Source organism: Paenibacillus tritici (assembly GCF_013204885.1).
Lineage (GTDB): Bacteria > Bacillota > Bacilli > Paenibacillales > Paenibacillaceae > Paenibacillus_AQ > Paenibacillus_AQ tritici.
Map to the genome: position 1 here is coordinate 25408 of NZ_JABMKX010000019.1, position 14031 is coordinate 39438.

Annotated in this window: 13 protein-coding genes; 4 read left to right on the top strand and 9 right to left on the bottom strand. The window is 52.6% G+C overall.

Translation table 11 applies throughout. The features are described 5' to 3' along the window. Positions 1-71 precede the first annotated feature (71 nt). The 4 genes from lpdD to HQN87_RS26525 all read right to left on the bottom strand — a co-directional run bounded on the left by lpdD (position 72) and on the right by HQN87_RS26525 (position 3257). Positions 72-410: a prenylated flavin chaperone LpdD gene (gene lpdD / locus HQN87_RS26510; protein ID WP_173139458.1), complete on the bottom strand. Its 339-nt coding sequence runs from the start codon at positions 408-410 to the stop codon at positions 72-74. Positions 411-500: 90 nt separating this feature from the next. Beyond that, a complete protein-coding gene (locus HQN87_RS26515) occupies positions 501-1433 on the bottom strand; it encodes a dihydroorotate dehydrogenase (protein ID WP_173139468.1) in 933 nt (310 codons plus the stop codon). Further along, on the bottom strand, positions 1426-2130 hold the full coding sequence (locus tag HQN87_RS26520; protein ID WP_173139470.1) for a dihydroorotate dehydrogenase electron transfer subunit: 705 nt from the start codon (positions 2128-2130) through the stop codon (positions 1426-1428). The genes HQN87_RS26515 and HQN87_RS26520 overlap by 8 nt, the downstream gene beginning before the upstream one ends. 86 nt (positions 2131-2216) lie before the next feature. Continuing rightward, entirely contained in the window at positions 2217-3257 is a 1041-nt protein-coding gene (locus HQN87_RS26525; protein WP_173139625.1) for an NADH:flavin oxidoreductase/NADH oxidase, read from the bottom strand. Between the two features lie 171 nt (positions 3258-3428). On the opposite strand from HQN87_RS26525, the gene HQN87_RS26530 reads away from it, so the two are divergent. After that, a complete protein-coding gene (locus HQN87_RS26530; protein ID WP_173139472.1) occupies positions 3429-4325 on the top strand; it encodes a polysaccharide deacetylase family protein in 897 nt (298 codons plus the stop codon). Between the two features lie 120 nt (positions 4326-4445). Here HQN87_RS26530 and HQN87_RS26535 read toward each other — a convergent pair whose 3' ends face one another. Beyond that, positions 4446-5126 carry a 3D domain-containing protein gene (locus HQN87_RS26535; protein ID WP_173139474.1) on the bottom strand — a complete coding sequence of 227 codons (681 nt, stop codon included), beginning with the start codon at positions 5124-5126 and terminating at the stop codon, positions 4446-4448. A 364-nt stretch (positions 5127-5490) separates the two neighbouring features. Between HQN87_RS26535 and ppk1 the strand changes: the two genes are divergently transcribed. Further along, positions 5491-7605, top strand: coding sequence for a polyphosphate kinase 1 (ppk1, locus tag HQN87_RS26540; RefSeq protein ID WP_173139476.1), 2115 nt, complete (start codon positions 5491-5493; stop codon positions 7603-7605). On the opposite strand, the gene HQN87_RS26545 is transcribed toward ppk1, so the two are convergent. The 4 genes from HQN87_RS26545 to HQN87_RS26560 all read right to left on the bottom strand — a co-directional run bounded on the left by HQN87_RS26545 (position 7553) and on the right by HQN87_RS26560 (position 11552). Beyond that, a complete protein-coding gene (locus tag HQN87_RS26545; RefSeq protein WP_173139478.1) occupies positions 7553-9079 on the bottom strand; it encodes a Ppx/GppA phosphatase family protein in 1527 nt (508 codons plus the stop codon). The genes ppk1 and HQN87_RS26545 overlap by 53 nt on opposite strands. 144 nt (positions 9080-9223) lie before the next feature. Next, entirely contained in the window at positions 9224-9946 is a 723-nt protein-coding gene (locus HQN87_RS26550) for an amino acid ABC transporter ATP-binding protein (protein ID WP_173139480.1), read from the bottom strand. Continuing rightward, complete coding sequence (locus HQN87_RS26555; RefSeq protein ID WP_173139482.1) at positions 9933-10592, bottom strand: amino acid ABC transporter permease; 660 nt, start codon at positions 10590-10592, stop codon at positions 9933-9935. Before HQN87_RS26555 ends, HQN87_RS26550 begins: the two co-directional genes overlap by 14 nt. A gap of 135 nt (positions 10593-10727) precedes the next feature. After that, a complete protein-coding gene (locus HQN87_RS26560; RefSeq protein ID WP_173139484.1) occupies positions 10728-11552 on the bottom strand; it encodes a transporter substrate-binding domain-containing protein in 825 nt (274 codons plus the stop codon). A gap of 207 nt (positions 11553-11759) precedes the next feature. Between HQN87_RS26560 and HQN87_RS26565 the strand changes: the two genes are divergently transcribed. Together HQN87_RS26565 and HQN87_RS26570 are read left to right on the top strand one after the other, a co-directional pair. Then, a complete protein-coding gene (locus tag HQN87_RS26565) occupies positions 11760-13523 on the top strand; it encodes an alpha-glycosidase (protein WP_173139486.1) in 1764 nt (587 codons plus the stop codon). Next, a complete protein-coding gene (locus HQN87_RS26570; RefSeq protein WP_173139488.1) occupies positions 13516-13887 on the top strand; it encodes a nuclear transport factor 2 family protein in 372 nt (123 codons plus the stop codon). Before HQN87_RS26565 ends, HQN87_RS26570 begins: the two co-directional genes overlap by 8 nt. Positions 13888-14031 lie beyond the last annotated feature (144 nt).

Below are 14031 nucleotides of genomic sequence, written 5' to 3' on the forward strand. Positions count from 1 at the left end.
CTCCAAAATAATAGTTAGTTGCTCATTTGTTATCTTTTACGCAGGGAGTTCGATATCGTTTCAAAAATTGTTTAAACTTTCTGCAATAAATATTGATCCACTTTGTCATTCACAATATTTACGACTTCCAGAATGCCCTCTTTGCTCAAATTGTCGTAATGGATGCCCATCACAACCGTTACTGTCCGGTTCAGCGCAGCAGCAGCCTTCAGCGCAATAGCCTCACTGATCGTATGCTCTTTGTGATGAGGGACTGCAGCGGTCATAACCCGGGGCGTGTCTCCGTCCATGTAAGCTGTACTTGCCGCACCGATATGGCGCACACCTCCCGTAATCAGCAGCAGCAGGTCCCGGCCCACCCCGGTTTCGGACAGCACAATATCATCAGGATGCCATTGATCGGATGTCAAGATGGAATTCCCCCTACCCCTTATATTAACCATGGTATGTGAAGATCTCTCATTCAGCGGCAAAATCATTGTTACAGCCGTTCTGTACCGCTATACAATACCCCGGATTTCGTCCAGCGAGGCGATGTTCTCTTCCCTCATAAATTGCTGCAATTCTTCGACCAGCGTACTGCCCGCCCGCAAATTCATGAAGTTGTAGGTGCCAACCTGTACCACCGTCGCTCCAGCCATAATAAATTCGATAATATCGGTTGCCGATGTGATGCCGCCCATCCCGATCACAGGAATGGTTACCCGCTGTGATACCTGATGCACCATGCGCAGAGCCACCGGCTTAACCGCAGGTCCGGACAATCCGGCATAGAGATTATTGAATACACTGCGGCGGCGGCGGACATCAATCTTCATGCCCGAGATCGTGTTGATCAGCGAGACGGCATCCGCCCCCTCTGCTTCGCACATCACTGCCATCTCTGCAATATCCTCGGCATTCGGCGACAGCTTCACAGCCAGCGGCAGACGGGTGGCCGCCCGTACTGCACGGACCACTTCCCGGGCAGCCGGAGTCTTCACGCCAAAAGCGATCCCGCCCTCCTTCACATTCGGACAGGAGATATTCAGCTCGATCATATCCACTGCCGGCTTCCCGCTTAGCAGACGGGCATCGGCATCCCGCTGGATCAGCTCGGCACCAAGCACATAATCAGGCAGGGTATTGCCGCCCAGGTTCACGATACGTGCGGTATCCAGCGTCTCCCAGTAAGGAAGCTCCTTGGCCAGGAAGGCCTCTACTCCGGGATTCTCAAGCCCTACGCTGTTCAGCATGCCTGAAGCGGTCTCGTATACCCGGACTCCAGGATTTCCGGCCTTGGCATGGAGGGTAAGCCCCTTACCCGAGATTCCGCCAAGCAGGGACACATCATATAACTTGCCGTATTCACGGCCGAAGCCAAAGGTACCGGAAGCCATAACAATCGGGTTCTTGAAGGACACCCCGGCAATGGTGGCAGAGGTATTAATCATGGAACAACACCTCCTCAGCCAGGAAGACGGGACCGTCCGTGCAGGCTTTGCGTTGCCCGTCCTTGCAGGATACGCTGCAGACCAGGCAGGCGCCAATTCCGCAGGCCATCCGGTTCTCCAGCGATAAATACACGTTAGGACGCTTGCCCGAAGTCTCTGCGGCAATCCCCTGAAGCTGTGCAGCCTTCAGCATCGGATGCGGGCCACAGACAAAGATATGATCGTATTCAGAGAAATCCACGCTGTCCAGAATCAGGCCGCCTATATCGACAGTCAGCTCGGCAGCCAGGGGACGGAAGGCTTCGGTACGGAAAGGGGCGCGGCTGAAGCCAAGGTAGATATCACTCTGCGGAAGCTTCTGGGCGCAGTAGTACAGCGGAGCAACTCCGATGCCACCGCCCACTAATGCAACCTTGCCTTCTACCTGCGGAAAGCCGGTGCCAAACGGCCCTTCCAGCTCCAGTCGGTCGCCCGGGTTCAGCCCGGCAAAGATCTCCGTGCCTTCTCCCACCACATGATATAAGAATTCAACCCCATTGTCATTCAACTGATGTATGCTAAGCGGTCTGGACAGCAGCGGATAGGCTCCCCATGCCCGCAGCATGTAGAATTGACCCATCTCCCCGCCGTCACCTCCTTCAACAACCAGGTGGTAGACCCCTTCTGCCAGCCGCTCATTACTAATCACCGTCGCCACATTATCAAGCTCCTTCAAATTTAATCTTATTAACCATGCCTTAGAAGGAACTTAAAATCTGTGACATTGTTCACATATACAGCCTTCTATTTCAGTTTCCAGATTCCGCGCTCATAGGGCTTGGGCACCGCTGCGGAATCTACCCCGCCAAGTGCCTCTGCAGCGTGAAGCACCCAGTAAGGATCACTGAGCATACCTCTGCCTACAGCCACCAGCTCAGCCTTTGCTTCAGAGATCACTGCCTGTGCCTCCTCATACGATTCCAGGCGCCCTACAGCGATAACGGGAACCTGCAATCCGCTGCGTATGTATTCGGCAAGCTTCACCTGGTAAGCCGGTCCGGCACCCGGTCCGCCGTTTGACCCTATCGGTCCTTCACCGCCGGAGGATACGTGGAACATATCAACGCCCGCCTCTTTGTAGCGGCGGCAGAATTCAAGCGCATAGCCCTCGTCGTATCCGCCTTCCACATACTCCTTGGCGGAGACCCGCATGATAAGCGGCATCTCAGCCGGCAGCACCTCACGCACCGCCTCCACAACTTGTTCTCCGAACAAGATCGGATCTTGGCCGTACTCATCGCTTCTTACGTTGGAGAGCGGCGAATGGAACTGGTGGATCAGGTATCCGTGGGCTCCGTGCAGTTCGACGGTATCGAATCCGGCTTCTACAGCACGGCGTGCCGCTTCCCGGTAGGCTGTGATCAGCTCCGCTATCTCTTCACGGCTAAGCGCCTTAGGCATCGCGTAACCGGCGCCAAACGGAATCGCTGAAGGTGCCACCGGGGGTGAAGCGTCAACGGCCTTGCGGCCCGCATGTCCGAGCTGGATGGCGATTTTGGCTCCATGGGCATGAACAGCACTTGTCAGCTGCTTGTATGCAGGGATCTGCGCGTCATCCCATATCCCGGTGTCCTGGTTCGTGATCCGGCCATCCGGATGAACCCCGCTCATCTCTACAATAATGAAGCCTGTACCGCCGACTGCCCGGCTGACATAATGCACGAAATGCCAGTCCGTCGGAATACCGTCCTGCTTCTCAACAGCATACTGGCACATGGGCGGCATGACCACCCGGTTCTTCAAAGTCAGTGCCTTCAATTCATAAGGTGCAAACAAATCGGTCATTCTGGTGTTCATCCTCCCCATTTCTATAATCCACTTAAGTATACAACGATTTACGGTGTGATACATCTCTGAATGCGCCATAGTCTGCACGGCATAAATTCGCGGCTCTTGGGACATAACAACCCTTATATTCCAAAATAACGGACTCTTGGCTTGAGGAGGCGTAACCCGATGAAGCTGGTAAAATCCCGCCGCATACTGCTGATTATATTCATCATTGCCCTGGCTCTGCCCTGCCCTTCACCGGCTGCGGAGCTTGCGTCAGCCTCCACCGCACCCGCAGGTTCACCCTTGCCACTGGAGCAGCTCCTGACACCTGCTCAGCCCAATACCTCTATGGAAGAAGAACCGGCGGTCCCTGCCGGATCAGGAGCCTCCCGCTCTTCGGCACAGCGGCGTAAAAAAAACAAAGGCCTGTCCCTCAGCCAATTGGTGCGCAAATATCCTGAGACTCTCAAGACCCAGGGTCCCCGGCGCAAAATCATCGCCCTGACCTTCGATGATGTGCCTGATCCGCGCTATACGCCGCAGCTTCTGAATGTCCTTCATAAATATAAGGTCAAAGCTACTTTTTTTGTGGTCGGCAGCCGTGCGGAGAAGCATCCCGCTCTGGTAGCCCGGATGATCCGCGAAGGCCATGCCGTCGGCAATCACTCCTATAATCATCCCGAGTTCAGTAAAGTGAGCATGAATGAATTCCGCACTCAGATTATCCGGACCGAGAATATCATTCAGCTGCTAGCCGGATACAAGCCCAAGCTGATCCGCCCGCCTTACGGTGATATCAGTGAACCCCAGCTGAAATGGGCCAAGTCCCACGGCTATAAGCTGGTGAACTGGAATGTGGACTCCCTCGACTGGAGAGGCTTGTCCAAGGCCCAGGTGAAGAACAATATCCTCTCCCGGGCCGGCAGGGGGGCAATTATCCTCCAGCACGGGGGCGGGGGCAGAGGCAGCAATCTCCAGGGCTCGCTGCAGGCGCTGCCGGAGATTATCAGCAGCCTCCGCAAACGCGGGTACAGCTTCGTGACGGTCCCCCAGATGCTACAGGTCAGCAAGAGCAAATGACTGCCGCCTGAGCAGGTTCTCATTCAAAAAAAGGAAACAAAACCGGCGGAACAGCCTGGTTTTGTTTCCTTTTAATTAGTGGGATATACGCTTCCCATGGTGCAGCTTAGGATTATCCGTTTATTGAATAATATATAAATGTACATACTGATAGCCGAAGTCGGCTACAAAGCTCTGACTTCCCGGAATAAAGATATCAATCCGGTTGCCCTTGATCGCACTCCCCATATCGGTTGCGGTAGCCACGAAGGCTTCCTTCGGAAGGCCCGGATGAGTATAACCGGTTACCAGTACCTTCGTGCCCAGCGGAATCACGCTCGGGTCAACGGCAATGGTTCCAAGCTTAAGCGAATTGCCGAAGTAATCAACCGCCCCCCACTTGCCATTCTCACTGGCAGCCGAGGAATAGGCCGAAGCCTTGACCTGCAGCACTTTGTCATAATTGAATTCCTTGCCCCAGGCTTGAACGGTGTTGCTTGCAGATTGCACCTTGAAGCTCGGGGCAGCTGCATCTGCAGTCTCCACTGCTGCTGCTGTAGTGTTGGCTACGGCCGCAGTCTTGGCTTGAACATCACCCGGAATCGTAAATTTCAGTCCCGGATAGATATTAAGCGCCGAGATTTGCGGATTTGCATTCATAAGCTCCTCAACGCTTAACCCATAATGAGTGGATAGAGTATAATAGGTTGTAGTCTCTCCAGCGATATGTACGCTGTCGGCGTGAACGGGAGCGGCGTGGAGCAAGGTGCCGAGTCCGAGTACAGCCGCCAGGGCTGTGATAGCTCTGAACTTGATGGTCATGAATAGCCTCCTTCATTAGTGGGCGTCAGGGATAACTGGGCAGAATCTCTGTCCTGTGACGCCAAGATAACGCTGGACCTATTGTCCTGTCTTGCTGTCAGGTCTCTTGTACATGTAACGGTTTGTAAACTAACAGTTATGAATATATCACAACTTTGTAACCATTGGCTATGTTTTTGTTACGATTGGAAATAATTATCCGTTTTGTAACGTTTTCAAGGATATAAATATTACATATTCTTAATAATTATAAGATATGCCGAAAATTTTACACAGTTTTAACATTTCTCGCTTTCGCAAATAGTAGAATGATAGAATACGATAATCTCAAAAGACTTGAAGCAACCTTGGAGGGTCAACGAACGTGAACACAGAAGAGAAAAAAAACAGCTACATTAGTCCTGCAACAGCCTATCTTAACCGTGATTTGAGTTGGATTGAGTTCAACCGCCGGGTTCTCGGCGAAGCACAGGACCCGGAGAACCCGCTGATCGAGCGGGCTAAGTTCCTGGCCATTGTGTCCAGTAATCTGGATGAGTTCATCAGTGTCCGGGTAGCGGGCATCCAGGACCAGATCCGGGCAGGCTATACCAAAAAGGATTTCACCGGATACACCCCCTCCGGCCTGTATAAACGCCTGAGCAAGCGGGTCAGCAAAATTGTCGCCGACCAGTACCGCACATTCAAGGATATCTCCCGCAGCCTGCACAAGGAGGGTATCGTCTTCGTTGATTATGAGGACTTGACGCCAGCGCAGGAGCAGTCAATAGAGGAATATTACCGTGATATTATTTTCCCTGTCCTGACCCCGATGGCCGTGGACCAGAGCCGTCCGTTCCCGCTTGTTCACAGCCAGTTCATCTATCTGGCGGTTGTACTGACCCGCAAGAACAGCCAGGAGGATGAGCCTTACTTCGCGATCCTGCAGATTCCATCCAATCTGCCGCGCTGTATTCCATTGCCCCACCGCTCCAACAGCAAGAAACGGCAGTTCGTATTCATTGAAGATGTCATCCGCCATCATATCCAGACCTTATTCAGCGGTTATGATCCTGTAGCCGTCAATGAATTCCGCCTGACCCGCAATTCCGATCTGACGATAGATGAGGAAGGTGCGGAGGATCTGCTGGAGGAGATTGAGAAGGAACTCCGCAAACGCCGGCGCGGCATACCTGCCCGCCTGGAAGTCCAAAAAGGCATTCACCCTTATGCGCTGGAGCAGCTGCAGGCTGAATTCGAGCTTGAGGATTTCATGTTTGAAATAGAAGGCCCGCTGGATCTCGGTTTCCTGCGCAACTTTGCCAGCAGTCTGAAGGGATTCAGCTATCTACATTATCCACCGGTTGAGCCGCTCTATCCTGCGGAATTCGAGGAGAATGAGGATTTCTTCGAGGTGCTCCGTGAACGCGATGTACTGGTCTACCATCCGTATGAGTCCTTCGATGCCATGGCGGATTTCATTACCCAGGCTTCCGAGGATGAGCAGGTCATGGCGATCAAGATGACGCTGTACCGGGTCAGCGGCAAGTCTCCGCTGATTGCGGCGCTGGCCAACGCTGCCGAATCAGGTAAGCAGGTTACCGTTGTGGTGGAGCTGAAGGCCCGCTTCGATGAAGAACGCAATATTGCCTGGGCGCGCAAGCTGGAGCAATCCGGCTGTCATGTGGTCTACGGCCTGGTGGGCCTCAAAACCCATGCCAAGGTCACGCTGATCGTCCGCCAGGAAGGCACCGAGCTGCGCCGCTATGTTCATGTAGGAACAGGCAATTACAATGACAGTACAGCCAAAGCCTATACCGACCTAAGCTTGTTCACTGCCAATCATGAGATTGGCCTGGATGCGTCAGAGCTGTTCAATCAAATGACGGGGTACTCTGCCAATTACAACTGGAATTCCTTCATCGTAGCACCGACCAATATGAGCCTGTCGCTCCAGAAGCTGATTCTTCGTGAAGCCGAGCATGCCGCAGCCGGCAGACCCGCACGGATTATTGCCAAGATGAACTCCCTGTCGAACCAGGAGGTTATTGATTATCTCTATAGCGCTGCCCAGGCGGGGGTATCTATAGATCTGATCGTCAGAGGGGTCTGCTGCCTGCGGCCGGGGATTGAAGGCCTTAGTGAGCGGATCACGGTCCGCAGCATTGTTGACCGCTTCCTGGAGCATTCACGGATCTATTATTTCGAGAACGGCGGCCAGCCGGAGGTCTATCTCTCCAGCGCCGACTGGATGACCCGTAACCTGACCCGGCGGATTGAATTGATGTGTCCGGTGAAGGACAGCGGTATCCGCGATCAGATTGTCAAGATTCTGGAGCTGTCGCTGATGGACAATGTCAAATCCAGCTTCCTTCAGCCGAACGGATATTATGAACGGATAGACGACAAAAAGGCCCCTCTACGGAGCCAGTTCGCTGCTATGGATGTTACCCGCTGGAAGGGAAGCCGAGCTTTACCTTCACCGACCAAGCATTCTTGAAGGCCTTGAGCGCATTCTCAATGTCCTCCAGGCCGATAAGCACCTGTCCGCCCCGCAGCTCCAGATCCAGCGTATTATTGTGCAGCCGGGCCTTGACTCCGCTGACAATGCCGATCTCGGTGCTGTCCAGTGCAATGCTTAACTGCACTAATGTACCCAGCTTATGAATCCACTCTTCGTCGGAAGCCAGCAGAATGTCCTTATGCATCAGGGACATTTTCTGCTTCCGGCTTTTTGTGCTGTAGGAGGCAATATATGCGCTAAGAATCAGCTGGCGGTGCGTCAGTCCGCGGATGGGTGAATTCATGAGCCAATAGTGCGTATGCCGCTTGGATTGATAATAGTTAATATTAGAGCCTGTCCGGTGCAGCATAATCGCCACGTAGACGAGCATCTCATGCTCCTCCCGGTCCCCTTCCCGCTCAAAGGCTCCCAGCAGGCTCAGCGCCAGCTTATTGATATGATCCAGGTGACGCTTCGAGGTGCGGATATCAAAGCGGATAATGGTGTCCAGGCTGTATTCCAGCGCACTGTCACGTACCGGCTGCTCCGGCTCCAGCAGATCATGCAGCATCCCCTCGCGCAGACCTTCTCCGCTGATCAGCGCACGGCTGGCACCAATGTAGTGGAATACTGTATGGAATATAATCAGCCCGGATACAATGATATCCGCCCGGCTCTTGGACAGCCCGTCCAGCTCCTTGCGCTTCTCGAACGGGGTAGCAGGCAGAACCTCCATGAACCGCTCTATCGTGTCACTCTCCAGCACATAACCGTGGGAATTCGGCAGCGAATAATCCCGGCTCTTCTGGTCCAGCTTGGCCAGTGAACGCAGCGTTCCCCCCAGCCCGTAGAGCGGCAGCCCTGTGCCTGTTGTGAGCCAGTCATGCTCTACCAGTCTGCCGGTTACGTATAACTGCAGCTTGCGGATCTGTTCCGCGTTCCAGTTGCCGCTATGGCTGAACATCAGATTCGTATTGACCGCACCGAACGGGAAGGAGATGCTCTGCTGATAACGCCGTCCGCGGAACATAGTAACCTCTGTACTGCCGCCCCCGATATCAATGACGAAGCCATCCTGGACATCAAACGCATTGATGACTCCAAGGAAGCCGAAATACGCCTCCTGATGCCCGCTCACTACTTCAATCCGGATGGATGAAGCTTCGGACAGATAGGTGATGATCTCGGCGGAGTTCGCTGCATTACGGATCGCGGCGGTGGCTCCGGCACGGATTTTGTCCACTTCAAAATCATCACAAATCTCCTTGAACTGGTGAAGAACAGGAATAATCGTGTCCATATCCTTCTTCTCCAGCCTGCCTTCCTTCGTAATCTTCTCACTCAAACGGGCAGAGTACTTACATTCCTTGATGATTTTGTAGCCGCCTGCCTGTGTCGTATCATAAATTACAAGCCGTATGGAGTTGGAACCAATATCAATAATGCCGATCCGGCAAAGATCATCTCTCATCTGTATGTACTCCCTTTCATGTAAAATTGACCATTTGTATACTATATCACCCATTGTGCGCCCCGCCAAAATAAAATAACCCCACAGCCATGGGGTTATTCGCTATAAATTCTATATACAGCTAAAAAAGATGGCGTCCAGCACCTACAAGACCTTGCTTAAAAAATCGCGCGTACGGGCGTGCTTGGGATTACCGAACACCTCTGCCGGTGTTCCCTGCTCCACGATCACTCCGCCGTCCATGAAGAGGATGCGGTCCCCTACTTCGCGGGCGAAGCCCATCTCGTGTGTTACAATCACCATGGTCATTCCGCCCACAGCCAACTGCTTCATAACCTCCAGCACTTCCCCGACCATCTCCGGGTCAAGCGCCGAGGTCGGCTCATCGAACAGCATGACATGCGGCTGCATTGCCAGCGCCCGGGCGATTGCGATCCGCTGCTTCTGCCCGCCCGAGAGCTGGGCCGGATAAGCGTCGCGTTTGTCTTCAAGACCTACAGTACGCAGCAGCTCCATAGCATACTTCTCCGCTTCAGCAGACTGCTGCTTCCGCACCTTCAGCGGGGCGAGCATGATGTTCTGAAGCACGGATTTGTGCGGGAACAGGTTGAACTGCTGGAACACCATCCCCATTTTTTCACGGGTCACATTGATATCATGCCGCTTCGCGGTGATGGATTGTCCTTCAAAATTAATCTCGCCGCCCGTAGGCTGCTCCAGCAGGTTCAGACAGCGCAGAAAGGTGCTTTTGCCCGAACCGCTGGGACCGATCACCACCACGACCTCACCCTTATGAATATTGAGATCAATACCTTTCAGGATCTCCAGCTTGCCAAAGCTTTTCTGCAGGTTCTTAACCTCGATCATCCGTATTCAGCCTCCGTTCCAATATGCCCAGCAGCTTAGATAGTGTGAATGTCAGTACAAAATACATGGCAGCAATCACGATCAGCGGGTTAAGTCCTTCATAAGTGATCGAAGTAACAGATCTGGCTTCAAACAACAGATCAGCCACACCAATCATGGAAACGATCGAGGACTCCTTGATAATCGTAATGAACTCATTCCCGATGGCGGGCAGCACGTTCTTCAGCGCCTGCGGCAGAATGATGTAACGCATCGTCATCCCCTGCTTCATCCCAAGCGACCTTGCCGCCTCCATCTGACCGCGGTCCACCCCTTGGATGCCGGCACGGAAAATCTCTGCCAAATACGCCGAGCTGTTAATGGTCAGTGTAATCGCACCCGACTGAATCGGGGACAGCGAAATCCCAAACTCCGGCAAACCATAATGAATCAGGAACAACTGCACCAGCATCGGCGTACCACGCAGAAATTCCACCCATGCGGTGGCAATAAAGCGCAGTATTCTCCATTTGGACATCCGCAGCAGCGAGACCACGATACCGAGCACGAAACCGAAGAATACCCCCAGCACCGCGAGCAGCAGTGTGTACTTCAGACCGGATAAGAAAAAATTGCGGTATTCATAAGCCATATCCAATACACTCATCGCTTTTAACCCCTCCTGTTCTCAAAAAAATAGAAAACAGCGGATCACCGCTATTTTCTGCATAATAGAGCATTGCCCCGCATTCAACTGCGGGTCTATCTTAAACTCAGCTAACCGTATTCACGGCCACACGTTCTATTTGCTCTCTGCAAGCTCGTTTGCAGCCGTTACAAATTCATCAATTTTGCCTTCGGTATTCAGACGGGTTAATGTTGTATTCACTTGATTAAGCAGCTCTGTGTTGCCTTTCTTCACCCCGATGACATAGCCGTCATCTTCAACCTCCGGCTTGGCATCGGTGATCACCAGTCCCTTCACATTCTTCACGAAGGACTTGGCCACTGGACCTTCCATAATAGAAGCATCCACACGGTTCGACTGCAGCTGCAATACGATTTCGGAAATTTTGCCGAGGGAAGTCAGCTGTGCGCCCTCAATGCCCTTAGCGATATCCTCCTGAATCGAACCGGTCTGAATCCCGATCTTGGCACCCTTCAGCGCGTCCATTGTTGCAAATTTGTCCTTGTCTGCTTCACGTACTACGACTGCCTGCTCCGCTTTGTAGTAGATATCCGAGAGTCCAACCGCTTCTGCACGTTCCGGTGTCGGACTAAGTCCGGAGATGACCATATCAATCCGTCCGCTTGCCAGCTCATTCAGCAGGGAATCAAACGGAAGATCCTTGACCTCCAGCTCCTGTCCCAGATCAGCGGCAATCTCCTTGGCGATCTCGATATCAAAACCGACAATGGTATCCTTGCCGTCGATCATCTTGTGGAATTCATACGGAGGGAAGTCTGCGCTTGTGCCCATAATCAGCTTCTTGGCAGGTGCCTCCGTGCTGGCAGCTCCGCTATTTCCGCTTGCTGCGGTATTGTTCTTATCGTTATTGGAGCCGCATCCGGCCAGCAGTCCTGCTGCCAGCAGCAGTCCCATAGAAAGTTTACCCCATTTGTTCATTTGTCCAGTCTCCCCTGTTCTATTTATAGTCTCTATTCCTATCCATCCCATTGACCGATTTATTATAAATCACATCGTATGAATATGCAAAGACAATTTTGTGAATTTTGCACATCCTATAACAGGAGGGTTATAATACTATCTACTATAGATTATCTCCATTTACCGCCGGAATAATTACACTCACAACCTGTAGGAGGTGCACTTATGCTGCTGGAAGCGATGTACCATGTTCCCCGTGACAAATGGGCGTATGCCTATGATACCGACACCATTCATCTGCGGGTGCGCACCAAACGTGATGATGTGGACTATGTAGTTGCCCTTACGGGTGACAAATATGATTGGCAGCATACCGCTTATGACATCGTGATGGAAAAAGCTGCCTCCGACGATAAATTCGACTACTGGGAAGCGGCGGTCCGTCCCAAGTATAAGCGGCTCAGCTATACTTTTCGCGTCAGCAAAGGCATGGAGACGGTGTATCTGCTGGATAACGGCATCCGCTCTGAATGTCCTCAGCCGCCCAATCACTTCTATGAGTTCCCTTATATTCACGGGGTGGACTTGTTCCGAGTCCCGACCTGGGCCAAGGATGCGGTGTTCTATCAGATTATGACCGAGCGGTTCGCGAACGGTGACCCTTCGAATGATCCTGAGGGTACTGAAGCCTGGGGCGGCACACCGAAGCTGGATAATTACTTCGGCGGTGACCTGCAGGGGGTGCTCGATCATCTGGAGGATCTGCAGGAGCTGGGCATCAATGCTCTCTACTTCACGCCGCTGTTCGTCTCCCCTTCCAACCATAAATATGACATCGTGGATTATAAAAGAGTGGACCCGCATTTCGGCGATAATCTGCTGCTCAAACAGGTTGTGGAGGAATGCCACAGGCGGGGCATGCGGGTTATGCTCGACGCTGTGTTCAACCACTGCAGCGATCAGTTCCCCCCGTTCCAGGATGTTCTGGAAAAAGGCGAATACTCTGTGTACCGCGACTGGTTCCATATCAATTCTTTTCCCGCTGAGATTGTGGACGGTATTCCGACCTACGACACATTCGGCTTCTACGGCAATATGCCGAAGTTCAATACCGCCAACCATGAAGTCAAGTCCTATCTGCTGGAGGTCGCGGAATACTGGATCAAGGAGATCAAGGTAGATGGCTGGCGGCTGGATGTGGCCAATGAGGTGGACCATCACTTCTGGCGCGATTTCCGCAAAGTAGTCAAAGCCGCTAACCCGGATGCCTATATCGTTGGCGAGGTGTGGAGCGACTCTCTGACCTGGCTGCTCGGCGACCAGTTCGATTCGGTGATGAATTACCCCTTCTCGGGCACGGTGCTGGAATTCTTCAACGGCGGGATGGACGGCATCACGTTCGGACACCGGATCGGCGGCCTGCTCATGCGGTATCCGCAGCAGACGAACGAGGTGGTCTTCAATCTGCTCGGCAGCCATGACACGCCCCGCCTGCTCACTGTTCTGGGTGAAGATAAACGGAAATTGAAGCTGACGGTCGTCTTCCTGTTCACCTTCATGGGCACGCCCTGTATCTATTATGGAGACGAGATCGGATTGACCGGACATGAAGACCCGGACTGCCGCAAATGTATGGAGTGGGACAAGGCGAAGCAGGACCGTGAGCTGTATGACTTTTATCGGATGATGATTGGCCTGCGCAAGGAGAACAAGGCACTGCGTGAGGGCCGGTTCCGGATTCTTCTGGCCTGCGAGAACGATCCGTGCATCGTCTACGAGCGCGCAGATGAGCGGATTCACTTCACCGTCTGGATGAACAATTCACCGCAGCCGCGCACGCTCAGCCACCCGATGGAGACCAGTGACTGGCTGGACGCGCTGACCGGAGAAGCGGTGGTCCCTGAGCGCGGGATGATGAATGTGGCGCTGGAGCCGTACGGGTACCGGATTCTGTTCCGCCATATTGTGGAGGTGGGATCTAATGATTGAACGTGAGCAGAGGATTGAACACTATTTCCACTCCTGGATCAACAAGGACAAGTCCGTATTAAGAACAATTTTCAGCCCAAATATAGTGTATTCAGAATGCTACGGTCCAGAATATCACGGATTAGATATAATCCTAAAATGGTTTGATGACTGGAATACGCGGGGTACAGTATTAACCTGGACGGTCAAACAATTCATTCATCAGGGCCGTATGACTGTGGTTGAATGGTACTTCCAATATGAGGTTGACTCAGAAATTGCTGACTTTGACGGGGTCTCGTTAATTGAATTCAATACGGAGAATCAGATCGTGAGCCTAAAAGAATTTCAATCTAAAGCCCAACATTATGATCCATACACCTAAGCTTTGAACTTGAAGCTTCATCGTCACTGTGGTGAACATTTGGACTTCCGGCCGCTCCTACAGTTCCAAATTTCCCCTCCGCTTCTTTTGCTTTTGTTTATTCTTTTATGCTTCTTAAGTAGTTGGATAAACGTACCTTAATTC

What these genes read in the sequence shown, in the direction of transcription:
- HQN87_RS26565 (WP_173139486.1), top strand. Translation starts at nt 11,760, where the DNA reads ATGCTGCTGGAAGCGATGTACCATGTTCCCCGTGACAAATGGGCGTAT.
- HQN87_RS26535 (WP_173139474.1), bottom strand. Translation starts at nt 5,126, where the DNA reads ATGACCATCAAGTTCAGAGCTATCACAGCCCTGGCGGCTGTACTCGGA.
- HQN87_RS26550 (WP_173139480.1), bottom strand. Translation starts at nt 9,946, where the DNA reads ATGATCGAGGTTAAGAACCTGCAGAAAAGCTTTGGCAAGCTGGAGATC.
- HQN87_RS26560 (WP_173139484.1), bottom strand. Translation starts at nt 11,552, where the DNA reads ATGAACAAATGGGGTAAACTTTCTATGGGACTGCTGCTGGCAGCAGGA.
- HQN87_RS26525 (WP_173139625.1), bottom strand. Translation starts at nt 3,257, where the DNA reads ATGACCGATTTGTTTGCACCTTATGAATTGAAGGCACTGACTTTGAAG.
- HQN87_RS26545 (WP_173139478.1), bottom strand. Translation starts at nt 9,079, where the DNA reads ATGAGAGATGATCTTTGCCGGATCGGCATTATTGATATTGGTTCCAAC.
- HQN87_RS26570 (WP_173139488.1), top strand. Translation starts at nt 13,516, where the DNA reads ATGATTGAACGTGAGCAGAGGATTGAACACTATTTCCACTCCTGGATC.
- HQN87_RS26515 (WP_173139468.1), bottom strand. Translation starts at nt 1,433, where the DNA reads ATGATTAATACCTCTGCCACCATTGCCGGGGTGTCCTTCAAGAACCCG.
- HQN87_RS26530 (WP_173139472.1), top strand. Translation starts at nt 3,429, where the DNA reads ATGAAGCTGGTAAAATCCCGCCGCATACTGCTGATTATATTCATCATT.
- HQN87_RS26555 (WP_173139482.1), bottom strand. Translation starts at nt 10,592, where the DNA reads ATGAGTGTATTGGATATGGCTTATGAATACCGCAATTTTTTCTTATCC.